Genomic DNA, 16,858 nt, shown 5'->3' on the forward strand with positions numbered 1-16,858 from the left:
GGCAGGCTGCTTTTTTATTATGCGTCCTCTCCTTTATTAGAAGCATTTCCGTGTGTCTCCATTATCTCGTCAACCGATTGCATTCTGCTGTCTTCATACTTCCCTTCACCCTTCCTGATGAAAGAAGGTTCACCTATTTCATAATCATCTGTTTTCCCGTCCTCATCAGCCTTTTCTTGTGCTTGGACCGTCCGTTTTGCAAAAGGAAGGGCTTTTAATCTTTCGTAAGGAATCTCCTCTCCCGTGTCCACGCATTTTCCGTAGGTGCCTTCTTCAATGCGCTGGAGCGCTTCGTTAATGTCTTCAAGAGTTTCCTCTTGATTTTCATCAAGCGCCATTGCCATTTCGCGGTCATATAACTCACTCCCCATATCACCAAAGTGGTTATCATATGAGCTGATCTCCCCGGTAGACTCTTGCAGGCTTTCATCTTTCTCCCTCAGCTCTTGCTGTTCTTCTAGCTGTTTTTTCATCTTTAGCAGATTTTGTTCTAATTCGTTGATTTGTTGTTTAGATAAGCTCATGCTGTTCCTCCTCATACACTATTGTGGTTAGTATTTACCCTATTTCTAATGAAATAACACGCACAAACCTCTTTGGACAGACATAATCTTTTTTTTAAAAAATAAAAATAGTGTTGGAAGGAGTTGATTGCCTATGGTGGAAGATTACAATAATCAGGAGCAGACGGATGAAAGAAACTGGGCACAGATGCACAATCTTTGTAAGCAGCACTTGTATTTTCATGTGATTATTACCATGCATGATGGCAAGAAAACGGAAGGGATCATTACAAATGTGGATGGCCAGAATCTCCATATGATGGTTCCTCAGGACATTCAGCAGCCGCAACAGGGCGGGCAAGGAAGCCAGCAAGGAATGCAAGGACAGCAGGGCATGCAGGGAACACAAGGAATGCAAGTGCAACAAGGAATGCAGGGGCAGCAGGGGGCTATGGGAAGAGAGGACAATGAAGAAAATCGTGTATTTTTTGGCCGGCCATGGTTTGGAAGAAGGTTTTTTCCAGGGATATTTCCCCTTGCCGCTATAGCTGCACTCTCCCTATATCCTTATTACTATCCGTATCCTTATTACCCTTATCCTTATTATTGATGACCAGCTGGTTCTCCAGCTGGTTTTCCATTGGGTGCTTCTTTCTTGTTTTCCATTTCCTCAATTGCCTCTTCTTCCTCTTTCAGAACCCCCTCATCTAGTTCTTCTTTGTAAGCATATGACAACAGCAGAGATACAAGTATACCGCCGCCGATTAGATTGCCGATACTTGCTGGAACCAGATTAAGCAGAATAAACTTATACCAGCTGATATCAAAGCCTTCAAGGACGGATATACTGAAATAGCCCATGTTGGCCACAGCGTGCTGAAAGTTTCCGGCTTCGAAAATGATAACAGGCAGAGCAATACCGAGAATCTTGCCAACCACATCTCTTGCGGCGGTAGCAAGAACCGCTGCTGCTCCGATTAGCCAGTTTGCCAAAATACCTGAAAAAAGAACCTGAAACCAGCCCCAAGTTCCTCTATGTGTAAATTCCATTTTCTTTTCTACGAATGTGAGCAGGTAATCATAGAATTCATCGTGCAGCGAGCCTGAAAGGTTTAAAAGAAAACCGACAAATAGAGCGCCCACAAAATTTCCAATGTAACAGATAAACCAAAAGGACAGCAGTTTTTTGCTGATCCAAAACTTGCTCTGCATGATATAACTGGGCAAGAGTATGTTTACTTCCGTAAATAATATGGAACCTGATAAAAAGACCATCGCGTAGCCAATCATAAATCCGATACCAGCCATTAAATTCACAATGCCGGCCGATTCAATGTCCATTGTCAATAATACTGAACCTAGAGCTCCAAAAGCGATAAAAGCTCCTGCCAGACTGGATAGAATTAATTGTGCCAAATAAGTGGTTTGTATGGATTCTTTTCCTTTTCTAATAAACGTTTCAACGATTTGGGCAGGGAAATAATATTGTCGCTCAGGATATTTTTGGGGGGTTTTAGGATGCGCGTTTTTCTGTTCGGATTTATTATTCATTTGGGACCTCCATTTCCTGTAACTTAGTTTCCCTTCAAGTCCTCCTCGTCAAACAGCGTCTTATTTAAAATACAAAAATAAGACGCTGTTTATGTAAATTAACATAAACCTGCGCCTTATTTAAAATACTTGCTATTCACTTGTTGATTTTCCTTTCTTTACTTAGAACACATGCCTTGCATCACTTGCAGACTTGCATCTTTCAGTTTATTTTCTCCTTTTTGGCTTCCCACATGCCCACATGATGCGAAAATAGTTTTCACGGACTATTTCCTATTGCGCCATGATCCTAGCATGCTTCGCTAACTTTTGTCATCGGAACCACGTCCTCTGAAGTTTTAATGTTTCCATTTTTGGTTTCCCACATGTCCACATATCTCAAAACCAGTTTTCACGGGCTGATTTTTTAGTGGATATGATTTTGACATGCTTCGCTAACTTTTTTCATTGGAATCACGCCTTTAAAAAGGATGTATGGATAATTGTTGCTTGGCAGACTCTGAAGACCCGCATACTGTGCCTGTTAAATAGTTTAACTATTTGTATAGGCTTGTTTAGCATGCTTCGCTAACATTCTTCATTGGAATCTACTCCCTTCTTTTGTTTCGTTTATAATACTTTATGTGAAGATAAATTAAAATATTCAGAATAATCTATTTCGTTTGATTTTAAGCGTTTTTGCTTGCTTCTGCCTTTTAGAACAGGTTTTTTTATAGAATTCCTGCTTTTTTCTCAAAATTCAACAAAAACAATATAAAATCTTCATAAAATAAGCAAAATCTTTTTTTTTTCCCCACAGCAACAAGCTTAGTCATGGCTCGCATGATGTATGGCCTGTTTAAGCAGATCAATGACATGTTCATCGTCCATGGAATAAAACAGGGTGGTCCCTGAACGGCGAAACTTTACAAGACGCAAGTTCTTTAAAAATCTTAATTGATGGGAAACCGTAGATTGCAAAAGAGACAAAGCATCTGTTATTTCATTCACACTGCATTCTTTTTGAGAAAGCAGATGCAGAATCCGTATCCTGGTAGGGTCAGAAAGCGCTTTGAACGTCTGTGAGACAATAAACAGCGTTTCTTCATCTAACTGAACGTATTCTTCATTATTATAGTCAGGTTTTGAATCCATCAAAATCCCCCCTTTACACTCATGTATTCGATCATACCCAATGAAAGCTGAATTGGTTAAAAGATTGAAAACGAACGTATAAAAGAAATGCCGCCGAAGCTGTAGGCTACGGTAATCCTTTTTAAAGGCACCTCGTAAAAAATACGTATATACTTTTCTTCCCCCGAATGAATTGTCTGCTTTTTTAACGGTATAAATTTATCAGTTGCCAGAAAAGAAGCTTCGGCAGGAACCTCCTTGTTATTCACATACAAGGCATCTACCTTCAATGAAAACCAGCCTTCGTTCTTTACTTCAATCCATGTTTCATTGGCTGATTTCTTATGTCCACCCACCACGGAAAGCGGAGGATTCAGGCTTATAAAAAAATAGATGGCTGCCATGGTCATGACTACTATGGCAATCAGTCTGTTTTGATATTTCTTTTTCATATTTCACCACCCGGCTGCTTCTGTTGCCTGCTGTTATTCTCTCTCTATTCTCCCCTCTGTATCATTAACCAACATTTTTTATGACAGCTGCTTAGACAGGGAAGCGGAGTGGAAACAATAGAAAGGAAGGAAAACATATGCAAAATAGTAAGAAATTTTTTGTTTCTCTGCTATGCTTTATGTAATTAGTATTTGAAAGGATGGTCTTGTGAGAAAAAAAGGTCTGTCTCTCATCACAGCTCTTTCCATTTTATCAGCTTTTTTATGGCTTGCGGGACTTGCCTGGGTCATACAGGACCAGTTTTTTTCAGCTGGCGGCCAGCGGATGGATACCGTTAAACCAGACAGCGGTAAAACTGCCAGCGATTCAGCGGATGGAATGGGCAGGAACTTACGCATTGCAGCATTAGGCGATTCCTTGACAAGGGGCACTGGCGACCCTGACGGCAAGGGCTACATCGGTTACTTGAAAGAAGAATTAGCAAAGAAAACAAAAAAAGAGATTGAGCTTTCCAATTCCGCTATAAAAGGGCAAACTTCAAAAGAGCTTCTTGACCAGATCAGCCAGCAGCAGATCAAACGCCAGATTAAAAACGCTGATGTCATCCTGCTTACAATTGGAGGCAACGATTTATTCCGCGGCGGACAAGCTCTTCAGCAGCTAAATTCGCAGAGCATCAATAAAACAGAAGAAGCTTACCTTAACAACCTGAAAGAACTATACAAGGAAATTCGTTCGCTAAACAAGACTGGGACCATCTATCATGTAGGGCTCTACAACCCATTCAGCGATATGGAGGATTCCAAGAAAACGTCAAGCATCGTCCGGCAATGGAACTTTGATTCCGCTAACGTTGCGGCTTTCTATCCCAATATTATTTATGTCCCCACCTTTGATCTTTTTGAACTTAATGTGAATGACTATCTTTTCAGTGACCATTTTCATCCGAATAAAGAAGGCTATCAATTAATCGGAGAGCGCACTGCTTCCCTCATTCATTTCAGCGAGGAGGAAAAGAAATGAGCCAATCACCTGCCCTTTCCGTTAGCAACCTTCGGAAAACCATCGGCAAAAAAGAAATTATCAAAGGACTTTCCTTTGAATTATATCCCGGTGAAGTCTTTGGCTTTCTTGGACCGAACGGGGCCGGAAAAACAACCACGATCCGTATGCTTGTCGGGCTGATCAAGCCCACATCAGGATCGATTTATATCGGTGGAAAGAACGTTCAGACCCAGTTCGGGGAAGCGATGAAAGACTTGGGCTGCATTGTTGAAAACCCTGAGCTTTATCCTTATTTAACAGGCTGGGAGAATCTTGAACATTTTGCCCGTATGGATTCCTCCATCCATGAGAGCAGGCTTCAAGAAGTCGTCGAACTCGTAGATATGGGCAACAGGATAAATGATAGAGTGAGTACCTATTCTTTGGGTATGAGGCAGCGTCTCGGAATAGCCCAAGCCCTGCTTGGCAACCCAAAACTGCTTATACTTGATGAACCGACCAACGGGCTTGATCCCGCAGGAATCCGTGAAATGAGAGAGTTCATCCGCTTCCTGGCTGAAAAAGAGAAATTATGCGTAATGGTTTCCTCCCACCTGCTTAGCGAAATTCAACTGATGTGTGACCGTGTAGCCATAATCTCGAAGGGCAGCATCATCAGAATCGACACTGTAGAATCATTACTGGCTGAAAAGGAACGGGTTGTTTGGAGCGCAGAACCGCTGGATAAAGCGAAGCTTCTGCTTGAAGAAGTTACACCTGTGACAGAATCAGACGGCAGGCTTATCACATTATACGATGAGAGTCAAATAGGAAACTGGAACAGGATACTTGTTAACGCCGGGATTGAAGTAAAAGAGATGAAAACGAAACTCCCTGCCCTTGAAGATCTTTTCTTAGAGCTTACAGGAGGAGAGCATATTGACTAAACTTGTTCATAATGAATTGCTGAAGCTGTTCAGAAAAAAGCGGCTGTTTGTCATCATCCTGATTATTGCTGCCCTCGTCCCCCTTTTTACGTATGCTCAATACCAGCAGGCAAAGACCACTCAGGAGAAGCTTGGGAATGCAGATTGGCGTACGAAGCTCCAGCAGGAGATTGTTGACACACAGAACCGTCTAAGTTCAAGCCAGCTACAGGATGACTGGAGAAAATATTTAAAAATTCGTTTGGCCCAGCAGCAATATTATCTCGATCATGATGTTAATCCCCAGGCTCCAGGTGCTCCAACGTTCATGAGAGTTTTCGTTGAAAATTCAATCACTCTGCTTCTTCCGCTTCTTGTTATGGTGGCTGCAGCAGATCTTGTTTCCTCTGAAGCAAGCGGGGGAACCATCAAGCTCCTTCTCACCCGGCCGGTGAAACGGTGGAAAATTTTACTGAGCAAATATATAGCGCTCCTATTATCAGTATCGCTTATTGTAACAGCAGTGGCCATTCTTTCTTACACTATATCAGGTTTAGTCTTTGGCTATGGAGGATGGGATATGCCTCTTTTGACCGGATTCAGTCCAAAGGGTGAAGAACTGCTGACAAACAACGTTCATCTCATTCCTCAATGGCAATATGTTTTGATGGAATTCGGTCTGGTATGGTATGTATGCTTTGTTGTTGGAACATTAACCTTTATGCTTTCTGTACTGCTGAGGAGTACTGCTGCAGTTATGGGAATCATGCTGGCGGCATTGGTCGCCGGTGCTATTCTTTCCAATATGGTATCTTCATGGGAAAGCGCTAAATATCTATTCATGGTGAATTTAGCCCTGACTAATTATATCAGCGGCATGGCTACTCCGATTGAAGGAATGTCCCTCGGCTTTTCGTTAAGTGTACTATTGGCTTGGGCTGCAGGCGGCCTCATAGTCGCCTTCGCTGTCTTTACGAAAAGGGATGTATATTAAGATACGGGTGCCTGGCACCAGAAATAACAAAAAAAGCTGGAGCAGATAGGATCTGTTTCAGCTTTTTTATTGACTTAAACTCCGCGTTCTTGTGTATTCTTTTGGTTGGCGCCAGAACGTTTTTTCGCTAATCCAATTAGAACGACAGCGGCAATGATAAGAATTTCAAATCCATATTTAATGAACGGATTGCTGAAATATTCTTTGAGGAACGGTTCCCCAACAATCATTTTAGCAGCAGTCCAAGCCAGGATGCCTGCTCCGATCGTAATAATAAACGGAAACTTGTCGATGAGTTTCAAGAACAGTGTACTTCCCCATACAACGATAGGAACAGAAATAAGTAATCCAAGGACTACCAGCAGGAAGTCACCATGAGCAGCTCCTGCTACTGCAAGTACGTTATCGAGACCCATTACCGCATCTGCGATAATGATGGTTCTGATCGCCGTCCAGATGCTATCCTGAGCTTTAATATCATGATCCTTGTCTTCCGTCATAAGCTTATAGGCGATGTAAATCAGGATTAGTCCTCCTGCAAGGAGCAATCCTGGCACTTTAAGCAGCCAGACGACCGCCATCGTAGCCAGCGCACGAATAATCACCGCCCCAACCGTTCCCCAGATGATTACCTTTTTTTGCTGCTCTTTTTTCAAGTTTCTTGCTGCAAGTCCTATCACAATCGCATTGTCGCCTGCTAGCACCAGATCGATAATGACGATGGATAAGAGAGCAGAAAAGAATTCTGCCGTAAAAAAATCCATTATTTAATTTCCTCCTCAACATCTTGCTGTAAAAATGAAACATTATGATAGCGTTTGATCCTTTACTTCCCCATATCATTTCTTAAAAAGCTTGGAGCATGCAAGAAAAATTGCTTTGTCTTAAGTTATACGGATAACAAGGAAGAAGGTTTCAATCATTTTGAAATTTATATCATGAAAGCAGTCTCTATTGCTTTTACAAGGGGAATACTGCATGTAACGGCTAAAAAGGAGTTAGTTATGATCGTATTTTTAAAAGAACTTAAACTTCGTTTTTTTGAAGACAAAGTGTTTGATCTTTCTGCACAGCTTGCTTACTATTTCTTGGTGTCACTCTTTCCTTTTTCATTTTTAATCTTCACCATTTTAGGGTTCCTTCCCATTTCATCCGGTTCAGTGCTTGAGATTATTCGCCCGTTCGCTCCAGTACAGGCCTTTAACTTGCTGGAATATAATTTGATTTCCGTTCTTGATCAGAACAGGAGCGATATTTTCTCTATTAGTATTGTTATCACCATCTGGCTGTCTTCCATCGGAATTCTTGCCATTATCCGTGTGTTTAACCAAGCGTATCACGTGATCGAGAACCGGCCTTTCATCCGGGAACTCTTTCTTGGCATCTTATTGACTTTAGGTCTCGTATTTGCCATCGTCTCTACCTTGCTATTGCCTGTATTCGGCAATTCGGTCGGTACTTTTCTGGCGAACAGGCTTGGCTATGGCCATCCGGCATTCCACCTATGGAATACGACCCGCTGGACGTTGAGCTTCGGTATTCTGATGGTGATGTTTGTTTCACTGTACCTGATTGCTCCGAATATTCGCTTGAAGCTGAAACAGGTCTTGCCCGGAGCCTTCTTCTCTACGATTGGATGGCAGCTGATCTCCATCGGCTTTTCCTATTATGTAACACTTTTCGATTACCGGCAGATCTACGGTAATCTTGGCGCATTGCTCACCCTTATGATCTGGTTCTATCTCTCTGCGATGATTCTGATTATTGGCGGACAAATCAACGCTGCCTTGCTGACAATTCATAAGAGAAAAGCAGAACAGATATAATTTTCTGTCGAAAGGCTAGAACAGGATTGACTTTTTCACCGTTCCATATAATGATTTAAGATATAGATTAAAGTTACTTTACATAGAGGATGATGGCCTGAAATGTCGTTAAAGAATTTAATTATTATTGGGTTAGTGCTGGCTGTGGTTATTTTTCTGATCCCTTACAGCATTCCTTTAATATTAGCCCTTGTAACCGCTCTTGTGCTGGAGCCTGCAATTAAGCTTTTCATAAAGAATTTTAAAATGAAACGGTTATTGTCTGTTACAGTCGTGTTTATTTTATTTCTAGCAGGATTTGGACTTCTCTCCTATTGGCTGACTACAACATTGGTGGTTCAGACGATTGAATTCCTGTCACTTGTTCCTTCTTATGCTGTAAAAGTGTTCGCCCTTATTGAAAAAGATTTATATAAAGCAGAAAAACTTTATGCTTCACTTCCTCCCGAAGTTATTTCAACGATACAGAATGCCTTGATGGGCTTTAAGACGTTTGCTGGAAGTTTCGCGACCAAGCTGACGAATGGAATCATAGCGGTTATTGCTTCCATCCCTCAGCTGTTGATCTATCTCATCATTTATCTGGTCGCTGTGTTTTTGATTTCTCTTGATTTACCCCGGCTCTTCGCCAATTTTCTCAATCTGTTTACAACATCTGCAAGAGAAAAGGTTGAACTCGTTTTCACACAGCTTTCCAGAGCGACTGTAGGCTTCATCCGGGCTCAAATTATCCTTAGCTTTATCACGTACGTACTTGCCTTGATCGGCCTTTTAATCCTTGATGTGAAATATGCTGTACTTATCGCACTGTTTATCGTATTGGTTGATATTCTTCCTATATTAGGGACAGGGTCGTTTATTGTTCCTTGGGCCGTCTATAACTTTGTGGTCAGCAACGATTTCCTGGCCATCGGTCTATTGATTATGTTTGCTGTACTGACAGTCATCCGGCGGATCATTGAACCCAAAATCCTTGGATCCAGCCTCGGCATTTCAGCATTGGCAGCATTGATCAGCCTTTATCTCGGCTTTCAGCTCCTGGGATTCGTCGGTCTGATCGTCGGCCCTGCACTTGTCATCATCTATGAAGCTCTACGGAGTGCTGGATTTGTTAAAATTAAAATCGATTTTTAAATCTCATCTTAAAACAGGTCCTATCATTCAGGACAAAAGTACAAACTTTGGTTTGTACTTTTTTTATTTGTAGGTTAGAAATCCTATCATTTATGGGAATTATAGAACTAGATACAGAAAAAGGGACACGGGCAACGAATAACTATGTTTGCATGTCTTGTAGATGTTGGAGGAAATATGGCAACTGATGTAAAAGAACGCGACTATTATTTTGATAATGCAAGATTTATTTTAATCTTATTGGTGGTGCTGGGTCATTTCATCTCCCCCATCAAAAGCCAAAATGACTTGCTCTATACCCTTTATAACTTTATATATACGTTTCATATGCCAGCCTTTATCCTTATATCCGGCTTCTTTACAAAGGGTGTATTCAAGGATGGCTATTTGTCCAAGATTTTCAGAAAAGTTCTTGTTCCCTATGTTGTCTTTCAATTAATCTATTCATTCTTTTACTATGACTTATATGATAAAAGTGAAATGAAGCTTAATTTTTTCGACCCGCATTGGACGATGTGGTTTTTGTTAAGCCTGGTATTCTGGAACATCCTATTAAAGGTATTTGTAAAAATAAAGTATCCTTTAATCCTTGCGATCGGAATTGGAGTTGCTGTCGGTTATATTACAGAGATAGGAACATATTTAAGTTTATTGAGAACCTTTGTATTTTTCCCAGTGTTTCTGCTAGGTCATTATTTGACAAAAAGGGATTTCAAACAGATTTTAAAACCATCAATCCGGATCGCTTCCGGCATATTCATGGTCTTAATGTTTCTGGCTTATCATTTCTTCATCCCAGACCATGCCAAAGACTGGCTTTTATCTTCTTCATCCTATGCGGAAATTCTCGGGCATAACGAATGGTACGGAGGATTTATCAGGCTTGGTCTCTATGCTGTTATGTTTCTTGCCACATTCAGTTTTTTGGCGATCATTCCAAAGCGAAGATTCTTTTTTACGGAATTTGGCGAAAGAACGTTATATATTTATTTACTGCATGGTTTCGTATTAAAATATTTATTTACAACAGATTTGTTCTCCTCCATAGAGAAGAACAACTATTATGTGATGCTTCTCGTTCTGGCCGTTATGATTACAATGTTCCTTGCCAGCAAGCCGGTCATAGCCCTCGCCCAGCCGCTCATTGAACTGCGCTGGACCAAGCTGAACCGTATGCTCAAAAAGGATGAGTGATATTAAAAAACCATCTCGGATTAAATTTCGAGATGGTTTTTGTGTTATTTTGATGTTTGAAATAATAAAAACTGAAGAATAAGATAGGCAGCTAGGCGGCTGGTCATGTCTCTAAAATCAATAGCTGGATCAATCTCCACGAGATCCATGCCTTTTACGATCGGGAGGGTTGAAAGGAACTGAATGCCCCTGATGAGTTCTTCACTGTGCATGCCGCCAGGGCCGATGGCAGGACATCCTGGTGCGAAAGCCTGGTCAAGAACATCCATGTCTACTGAAACATAAACAGCAGATACCGACGATTTAAGCTGTTGAATGCTTTCTTCCAATATAGGAATGATACCACGGCTGTTTACTTCGCTCATCGGATAAACAGTGACACCTTTCTCTTTAGCATAGTCACTATAGGTCTTTCCATTGGAAAAATCACGCAATCCTATCTGGATCAGGTGCTCTCCTTTGATCTTATTCCGTTCGATCAGGTTTCGAAAGGGAGTCCCGTTTGAAGGGCCGCCATCTTCGAGATTGCGCAGGTCGTGATGGGCGTCAAACTGGATAATTCCAACCGAACCATAAATGTTGGAGAAGGCTGCGATGCTGCTGGCGCTGATTGAATGGTCTCCCCCGAGTATGATTGGAATCATACCGGGATTGTGCTTCAGTACTCCTTCCAATGCATGTTCGAATCTGGATTGTGTTTCCTTGAGATCTGTCACATGAGGCATGATGTCACCCAAGTCGGTAATGACTGATGTTTGCAGATCGATGTCCTTTTCAATGCTGTATGTCGTAAACGAATTCAGCATTTTCCTGATCACTTCCGGTGCCGCCGAAGCTCCTGAATGGGAAATCGAGGTTTTGGATAACGGCATCCCGATTAGCCCTATGCCGCTCACCTTCTCTCCGTTCCAGTCCACGAGCATTTCTCCTGCTTTTTTAATCCCCCGGTCAATGAACTTTGGTTTTCCAGAAGGCTTTAAATGTTCGATGTCATGCATAAGCAGGCTTCCTTTCTCCTGCCTTCTTTCCTTTTTTCCACACAGTATTCACGTGATTCACACCGTAATGATAAGGCAGATAGTGATAATTGGGGGCATCCCAAAGAACGAGGTCGGCCCACCTTCCCGTTTCAATGGCTCCAGCTTCACTCCCTCTGCCAATGGCATACGCAGCATTGACTGTGACGGCATTCCAAATTTCTTCAGGCTTCATTTTTAGTCTTAATGCCGCCAGGTTCATAATAAACTGAAGATTTTCGGTTGGGGAACTTCCCGGATTGAAATCTGTGGACAATGCAACTGCTCCGCCTGCCTCAATGATGCTTCTTGCTGGTGCATAGCTGTCTTTTCCAAGGTAGAACGTTGTGCCTGGGAGGAGAACAGCAATGGTTTCCGAAGTTCCAAGCAACCGTATTCCTTCTTCTGAAACACCTACGAGGTGATCGGCGGTAATGGCCCCGATCCCGCATGCCATCTCTGTCCCGCCTAGTGGATCGATTTCATCAGCATGAATTTTCACGTTAAATCCAAGGTCTTTTGCTCGCTCAAGAAACCTTCGTGATTGTTCAACTGTAAATACGCCTGTTTCGCAGAAGATATCCACAAAGTCAGCCAGTCCCTGTTCTTTAATGTAAGGAAGCACATCCAGCATGCTCTCCAAAAATCCTTCTGGTTTCCCCTTATACTCAGCTGGTACAGCATGAGCTCCGAGGAATGTAGAAACAAGGTCCATATCATGAGCCTCATTCAATCGTTTGGCCACCCTCAGCTGTTTTATTTCTGTTTCACGATCCAGACCATATCCGCTTTTGGCCTCCATTGTCGTTACACCCAAACTCAAGCTGCGATCTAGATGAAACAATCCTTTTTGAAAGAGTTCTTCCTCACTCGTATCCTTTGTTGCTTTTACGGTAGATAAGATTCCGCCCCCTCGTGCGAGAATCTCTAAGTAAGATACGCCCTGCTGTTTCAAGGTCATTTCATGTTCTCGTGATCCGCCAAATACAAGATGTGTATGTGGATCAACAAGGCCCGGGGATACAATTTTTCCTTTACAATCAATGATTTCCTTGGCCTCTAAGCCCTTCGCTTCCTCTGTTGTGCCTATAAATGCAATCTTTCCATCCTTTATACCGAGTGCACCGTTTTTGATCACAGGAAGTGTGCTCATATCCTTGCCTCGTTTTGGTCCATGCGATCCATGAATAGCCAGAAGCTGATCAATGGAGGTCAACAATGTATCCAGCATTTTACCCCTCCTATTCTTCCATCATCGGGATTTGAACTCCCTTTTCCTTGGCTGTTTTCTTTGCCAGGTCATATCCTGCATCAGCATGGCGTACAACACCCATGCCAGGATCCGAAGTCAGCACCCGCTCCAGTCTTCTCGCTGCATCATCTGTTCCATCTGCAACGATCACCATACCGCTGTGGAGTGAATAGCCCATTCCGACACCTCCGCCGTGATGCAGGGATACCCAGCTCGCCCCATTTACGGAATTGATGAGAGCATTCAGTATCGGCCAGTCTGCTACAGCGTCACTGCCGTCCAGCATGCTTTCGGTTTCTCTGTTTGGAGAGGCCACAGAACCGCAGTCCAAATGGTCACGTCCAATCACAATCGGAGCCGAAAGTTCTCCCTTGGCGACCATTTCATTGATGATACGGCCGAATTTCGCCCGTTCACCATATCCGAGCCAGCAAATTCTCGAAGGAAGTCCTTGGAACTGGACTTTTTCCCTCGCCATTTTAATCCAATTGCATAAGTGTTCATTATCGGCAAATTCTCTTAGAATGACTTCGTCTGTTTTATAAATATCCTCAGGATCGCCGGAAAGAGCTACCCATCTGAAAGGCCCTTTCCCTTCACAAAATAGAGGACGGATAAAGGCCGGAACAAAACCTGGGAACTGGAATGCATCTTTTACGCCCTCATCAAAGGCGACCTGGCGGATGTTGTTGCCATAATCAAACGCCACCGCACCCTTTGCCTGCAGGTCAAGAATCGCCTGTACGTGTACGGCCATGCTTTCCTTTGCCTTTCGGATATACGTATCTGGATTTTCCGTCCGCATTTTTTCCCCTTCTTCCATCGACATTCCAGCAGGAAGATATCCATTTAGCGGATCATGAGCTGAAGTCTGGTCAGTAACAAGATGCGGTATTTCATTTCTTTCTGCCAACTGAGGCAATAGCTCAGCAGCATTTCCCAGCAAGCCGATGGACAGAGGCTTCTCTTGAGTCATGGCTTCCTTTGCCAGCGATAATGCCTCATTCAAATCCTTGGCAAGCACGTCACAATATTTAGTATCGATTCTTCGCTGGATGCGAGAAAGATCGCACTCAATCGCGATCACAACCCCTCCGTTCATCGTAACTGCCAGCGGCTGTGCTCCTCCCATGCCTCCAAGGCCCGCCGTAACGGTTAACGTTCCTTTAAGAGAATGGTTAAAATGCTTGCGTGCCGCTTCAGCAAACGTTTCAAAGGTTCCTTGCAAAATTCCCTGTGTACCGATATAAATCCAGCTTCCAGCCGTCATCTGGCCGTACATCATGAGCCCCCGTTTTTCTAAATCACGGAACGTCTCCCAATTGGCCCATGCTGGTACAAGGTTTGAGTTTGCAAGTAAAACTCTCGGTGCGTCTGGATGAGACTTAAATACTGCTACAGGTTTACCGGATTGGATCAGGAGGGTTTCATCGCTCTCCAGTTTCTTAAGGGATTCCAAAATTTTTTCATAGCTCTCCCAGTTTCTCGCCGCTTTCCCGATTCCTCCATAAACAACAAGCTCTTCCGGTTTTTCAGCAACTTCTGCATCAAGGTTATTCATCAGCATCCTCAGTGCTGCTTCTTGAACCCATCCTTTCGTATTTAATTTGTTACCGCGTGGAGCCGAGATTTTTTGAATGGTATTTGACATGGTTATTTCCTCCTCTTAGCATTGCATTTCTTTTGAATTTTCGTTTGGGTGTTTCAGAAGTCCGTCCCATCGAACTTCTTTCAGCCAAGCATTCATTCGTTCAATATCCGCGGAAAAAATTCTGTCAGACGTAATAGGAGGACAAACGGCAGAAGCCTGGTCATAGATTTTGCGGGTTGCGGGTGCAAGGAGATCTATCCCTCTATAGTAGACGGCTTGAAGAGCGCAGATCATTTCAATAGCAAATACTCTTCTTACATTGCTGATAATCTGGTAGGCATGCCGTGCCCCGATGGTTCCCATACTGACATGGTCCTCCTGATTCGCCGAGGAAGGAATAGAATCCACACTCGCAGGATGAGCAAGCGTTTTGTTCTCAGAGACCAATGAAGCCGCACAATATTGCATGATCATCGCTCCAGACTCAAGGCCTGGATTAGCGCTGAGGAATGCCGGCAGATCACTGAGCTGAGGATTGACCATCCGTTCGATCCTCCTTTCTGAAATGTTGGCGAACTCTGCCATCGCAATGCTGAGAAAATCCATGGCAAGGGCAATCGGCTGGCCATGAAAATTGCCGCCTGATATAACCTTTCTTCCTTCATCAAAAATAAGAGGGTTGTCTGTTGCTGCATTAATTTCAATTTCCAGCTTCTCTTTTACATAGCCCAGTGCCTGCCAGGAAGCACCATGTACCTGAGGAATACAGCGGATAGAATAAGCATCCTGCACTCGTACTTCTCCTTGCCGCGTTGTCAGCCGGCTGCCTTCCAAGTAGGAAAGGATGCGTTCAGCTACTGCTGTTTGCTCTTTATAACCGCGCGCCAGATGAATGTCTTTGTCAAAAGCGTCAGTGATAGCTGTTAAACCTTCCATCGTTAACGCAGCTATGGCTTCTGACTGGCTGGCAAGCTGCTCTGCTTCTAAATAGGCCGCAACTCCCTGAGCTGTCATCGCCTGTGTGCCATTGATGAGGGCAAGGCCTTCTTTAGCCGTAAGTGTGAGCGGCAGGATTTCTTCCTGCAGCAGCGCTTCCATCGCACTCATTCGCTTTCCGCGGTACCATACTTCTCCTTCACCGATCAAAACAAGAGCCAGATGGGACAGCGGTGCAAGATCACCGCTTGCTCCCAAGGACCCTTGCTGAGGAATTACCGGATGGATCTGGCAGTTTACAAGTTTAATCAGGGTTTCTACTACAGCCGGTCTTACTCCCGAATATCCTTTTAATAGAGCGTTGGCACGCAAAACGACCATCAGGCGGCTTACATTTTCAGGAAAAGGCTCTCCTACCCCGCATGCATGGCTTCTTATTAAATTCAATTGCAGTTTTTCAGTATCCTCCGGAGCGATATAAACATCGCTTAGCTTTCCGAAACCTGTCGTGATCCCATAAATGACTTTCCCTTTTGCAACAATATCCTCTACTGCTCTTCGGCTTTCTTTTACTCTTTTTATACTTTCTTCACAGGCAATCACTTGTTCATTGGTACTTAAGATGCTTTTTGCCTCTTCTAAAGTCAATTTATGTCCTGTCAGAACTACCATGCGTCATCCTTCTCCTTTTTGGATAATGTAAAAAAAAAACGCAAAAAGAGGCTGCATTTAAAGAACAGCAAAAAAACCTGTTCTTTGAAACACAGCCCCCTAAATTCCACTATTTGCTATGGGCTTTTATTTATATATGATTGATGCCGAGTCCGATGGCTTCATGTTCCAGACCTTTGACCGGTGCGCCGATCGTCCCGTATAAAGCTACAGCAATCCATTCTCCTTCTTCCGGCTGCTCATATGGCTGTCCCCTCACAATGGCAAACCGTAAACCTACCGTCCGAAGAACCGTTCCAAGCTGAACTTGCCCCCGGGTAACTCCGTGAAGCGCTTCCATAATGGCATGGTATAACGCATGGGTTTCACGATAGACCCCTCCATTGATGATCTGGTTCTTTTTTGCAGCTGTTTCGATTGCTGCCACTACTTTATTCGATTCCATGGAACCTACTTTACCGGTGCAGTGGAGCCATCCGAGTTCGCCCACCTTCGATTGGTGAGATTCATCCAATACATAAAGCATGGCAAGCTTGCCGATTAACTTCTGTTCTGCAAGAGACATCTTATCCACTACTTTCGCTTAAATCGCAGCTTTCATTAATAACTAATTGCTCACTACACTCAGTTTATGCCTTTCTGAATTGTTCGTCAATTCCTTTTCAACAACTTATCACTTTATCAGGGCAGCATGTCACATGTATAAACTAGTA

At 43.2% G+C, this 16,858-nt stretch carries 17 protein-coding genes; 7 read left to right on the forward strand and 10 right to left on the reverse strand.

The window, feature by feature from the left end; genetic code table 11:
* Window positions 1-17: 17 nt before the first annotated feature.
* A complete protein-coding gene (locus P4361_RS17210) occupies window positions 18-524 on the reverse strand; it encodes a TraR/DksA C4-type zinc finger protein (RefSeq protein WP_328090217.1) in 507 nt (168 codons plus the stop codon).
* Between the two features lie 133 nt (window positions 525-657).
* Here P4361_RS17210 and P4361_RS17215 point away from each other — a divergent pair, with 133 nt between their 5' ends.
* Window positions 658-1,113 carry a hypothetical protein gene (locus P4361_RS17215; RefSeq protein WP_256226585.1) on the forward strand — a complete coding sequence of 152 codons (456 nt, stop codon included), beginning with the start codon at window positions 658-660 and terminating at the stop codon, window positions 1,111-1,113.
* On the opposite strand, the gene P4361_RS17220 is transcribed toward P4361_RS17215, so the two are convergent.
* The 3 genes from P4361_RS17220 to P4361_RS17230 all read right to left on the reverse strand — a co-directional run bounded on the left by P4361_RS17220 (window position 1,107) and on the right by P4361_RS17230 (window position 3,619).
* Window positions 1,107-2,054 carry a formate/nitrite transporter family protein gene (locus P4361_RS17220; protein ID WP_256226586.1) on the reverse strand — a complete coding sequence of 316 codons (948 nt, stop codon included), beginning with the start codon at window positions 2,052-2,054 and terminating at the stop codon, window positions 1,107-1,109. The two genes, P4361_RS17215 and P4361_RS17220, sit on opposite strands and share 7 nt — an antisense overlap.
* Before the next feature lie 807 nt (window positions 2,055-2,861).
* A complete protein-coding gene (locus P4361_RS17225) occupies window positions 2,862-3,188 on the reverse strand; it encodes a metalloregulator ArsR/SmtB family transcription factor (RefSeq protein ID WP_328090218.1) in 327 nt (108 codons plus the stop codon).
* A gap of 56 nt (window positions 3,189-3,244) precedes the next feature.
* Window positions 3,245-3,619: a hypothetical protein gene (locus P4361_RS17230; RefSeq protein WP_328090219.1), complete on the reverse strand. Its 375-nt coding sequence runs from the start codon at window positions 3,617-3,619 to the stop codon at window positions 3,245-3,247.
* A 208-nt stretch (window positions 3,620-3,827) separates the two neighbouring features.
* Between P4361_RS17230 and P4361_RS17235 the strand changes: the two genes are divergently transcribed.
* The 3 genes from P4361_RS17235 to P4361_RS17245 are packed head-to-tail and all read left to right on the forward strand — an operon-like array spanning window position 3,828 to window position 6,524.
* Complete coding sequence (locus tag P4361_RS17235) at window positions 3,828-4,643, forward strand: SGNH/GDSL hydrolase family protein (RefSeq protein ID WP_328090221.1); 816 nt, start codon at window positions 3,828-3,830, stop codon at window positions 4,641-4,643.
* A complete protein-coding gene (locus P4361_RS17240) occupies window positions 4,640-5,551 on the forward strand; it encodes an ABC transporter ATP-binding protein (RefSeq protein ID WP_328090222.1) in 912 nt (303 codons plus the stop codon). Before P4361_RS17235 ends, P4361_RS17240 begins: the two co-directional genes overlap by 4 nt.
* Window positions 5,544-6,524 carry an ABC transporter permease gene (locus P4361_RS17245; RefSeq protein ID WP_328090224.1) on the forward strand — a complete coding sequence of 327 codons (981 nt, stop codon included), beginning with the start codon at window positions 5,544-5,546 and terminating at the stop codon, window positions 6,522-6,524. Before P4361_RS17240 ends, P4361_RS17245 begins: the two co-directional genes overlap by 8 nt.
* Window positions 6,525-6,598: 74 nt before the next feature.
* Here the strand turns inward: P4361_RS17245 and P4361_RS17250 are convergent, their stop codons facing one another.
* Window positions 6,599-7,288, reverse strand: a complete 690-nt coding sequence (locus P4361_RS17250; protein ID WP_328090225.1) for a TerC family protein — start codon at window positions 7,286-7,288, stop codon at window positions 6,599-6,601.
* A 240-nt stretch (window positions 7,289-7,528) separates the two neighbouring features.
* Here P4361_RS17250 and P4361_RS17255 point away from each other — a divergent pair, with 240 nt between their 5' ends.
* From P4361_RS17255 to P4361_RS17265, 3 genes are all read left to right on the forward strand, one after another.
* A complete protein-coding gene (locus P4361_RS17255; RefSeq protein WP_175501891.1) occupies window positions 7,529-8,350 on the forward strand; it encodes a YihY/virulence factor BrkB family protein in 822 nt (273 codons plus the stop codon).
* A 102-nt stretch (window positions 8,351-8,452) separates the two neighbouring features.
* Window positions 8,453-9,484 (forward strand): sporulation integral membrane protein YtvI, encoded by a 1,032-nt coding sequence (gene ytvI / locus P4361_RS17260; protein WP_328090227.1) that lies wholly within the window; start codon window positions 8,453-8,455, stop codon window positions 9,482-9,484.
* Window positions 9,485-9,661: 177 nt separating this feature from the next.
* A complete protein-coding gene (locus tag P4361_RS17265; RefSeq protein WP_053355470.1) occupies window positions 9,662-10,678 on the forward strand; it encodes an acyltransferase family protein in 1,017 nt (338 codons plus the stop codon).
* Window positions 10,679-10,722: 44 nt separating this feature from the next.
* Here the strand turns inward: P4361_RS17265 and hutG are convergent, their stop codons facing one another.
* The 5 genes from hutG to hutP form a co-directional block, all read right to left on the reverse strand.
* A complete protein-coding gene (hutG, locus tag P4361_RS17270) occupies window positions 10,723-11,676 on the reverse strand; it encodes a formimidoylglutamase (RefSeq protein ID WP_256226595.1) in 954 nt (317 codons plus the stop codon).
* Entirely contained in the window at window positions 11,669-12,925 is a 1,257-nt protein-coding gene (hutI, locus tag P4361_RS17275) for an imidazolonepropionase (RefSeq protein ID WP_328090228.1), read from the reverse strand. Before hutI ends, hutG begins: the two co-directional genes overlap by 8 nt.
* Before the next feature lie 10 nt (window positions 12,926-12,935).
* Entirely contained in the window at window positions 12,936-14,597 is a 1,662-nt protein-coding gene (gene hutU / locus P4361_RS17280; RefSeq protein WP_328090229.1) for a urocanate hydratase, read from the reverse strand.
* 15 nt (window positions 14,598-14,612) lie between these two features.
* On the reverse strand, window positions 14,613-16,145 hold the full coding sequence (gene hutH, locus P4361_RS17285) for a histidine ammonia-lyase (RefSeq protein WP_328090230.1): 1,533 nt from the start codon (window positions 16,143-16,145) through the stop codon (window positions 14,613-14,615).
* Between the two features lie 130 nt (window positions 16,146-16,275).
* Window positions 16,276-16,710, reverse strand: a complete 435-nt coding sequence (hutP, locus tag P4361_RS17290; RefSeq protein WP_328090291.1) for a hut operon transcriptional regulator HutP — start codon at window positions 16,708-16,710, stop codon at window positions 16,276-16,278.
* Between the last annotated feature and the right edge of the window lie 148 nt (window positions 16,711-16,858).

It is taken from the genome of Fictibacillus sp. B-59209 (assembly GCF_036216745.1).
GTDB lineage: Bacteria > Bacillota > Bacilli > Bacillales > Fictibacillaceae > Fictibacillus_C > Fictibacillus_C marinisediminis.

Coding starts and splice junctions, on each gene's coding strand:
- ytvI (WP_328090227.1), top strand. CDS start 8,453: ATGTCGTTAAAGAATTTAATTATTATTGGGTTAGTGCTGGCTGTGGTT.
- P4361_RS17265 (WP_053355470.1), top strand. CDS start 9,662: ATGGCAACTGATGTAAAAGAACGCGACTATTATTTTGATAATGCAAGA.
- P4361_RS17225 (WP_328090218.1), bottom strand. CDS start 3,188: ATGGATTCAAAACCTGACTATAATAATGAAGAATACGTTCAGTTAGAT.
- P4361_RS17255 (WP_175501891.1), top strand. CDS start 7,529: ATGATCGTATTTTTAAAAGAACTTAAACTTCGTTTTTTTGAAGACAAA.
- P4361_RS17215 (WP_256226585.1), top strand. CDS start 658: ATGGTGGAAGATTACAATAATCAGGAGCAGACGGATGAAAGAAACTGG.
- hutI (WP_328090228.1), bottom strand. CDS start 12,925: ATGCTGGATACATTGTTGACCTCCATTGATCAGCTTCTGGCTATTCAT.
- P4361_RS17220 (WP_256226586.1), bottom strand. CDS start 2,054: ATGAATAATAAATCCGAACAGAAAAACGCGCATCCTAAAACCCCCCAA.
- hutH (WP_328090230.1), bottom strand. CDS start 16,145: ATGGTAGTTCTGACAGGACATAAATTGACTTTAGAAGAGGCAAAAAGC.
- P4361_RS17210 (WP_328090217.1), bottom strand. CDS start 524: ATGAGCTTATCTAAACAACAAATCAACGAATTAGAACAAAATCTGCTA.
- hutP (WP_328090291.1), bottom strand. CDS start 16,710: ATGTCTCTTGCAGAACAGAAGTTAATCGGCAAGCTTGCCATGCTTTAT.
- P4361_RS17240 (WP_328090222.1), top strand. CDS start 4,640: ATGAGCCAATCACCTGCCCTTTCCGTTAGCAACCTTCGGAAAACCATC.
- hutG (WP_256226595.1), bottom strand. CDS start 11,676: ATGCATGACATCGAACATTTAAAGCCTTCTGGAAAACCAAAGTTCATT.
- P4361_RS17230 (WP_328090219.1), bottom strand. CDS start 3,619: ATGAAAAAGAAATATCAAAACAGACTGATTGCCATAGTAGTCATGACC.
- hutU (WP_328090229.1), bottom strand. CDS start 14,597: ATGTCAAATACCATTCAAAAAATCTCGGCTCCACGCGGTAACAAATTA.
- P4361_RS17250 (WP_328090225.1), bottom strand. CDS start 7,288: ATGGATTTTTTTACGGCAGAATTCTTTTCTGCTCTCTTATCCATCGTC.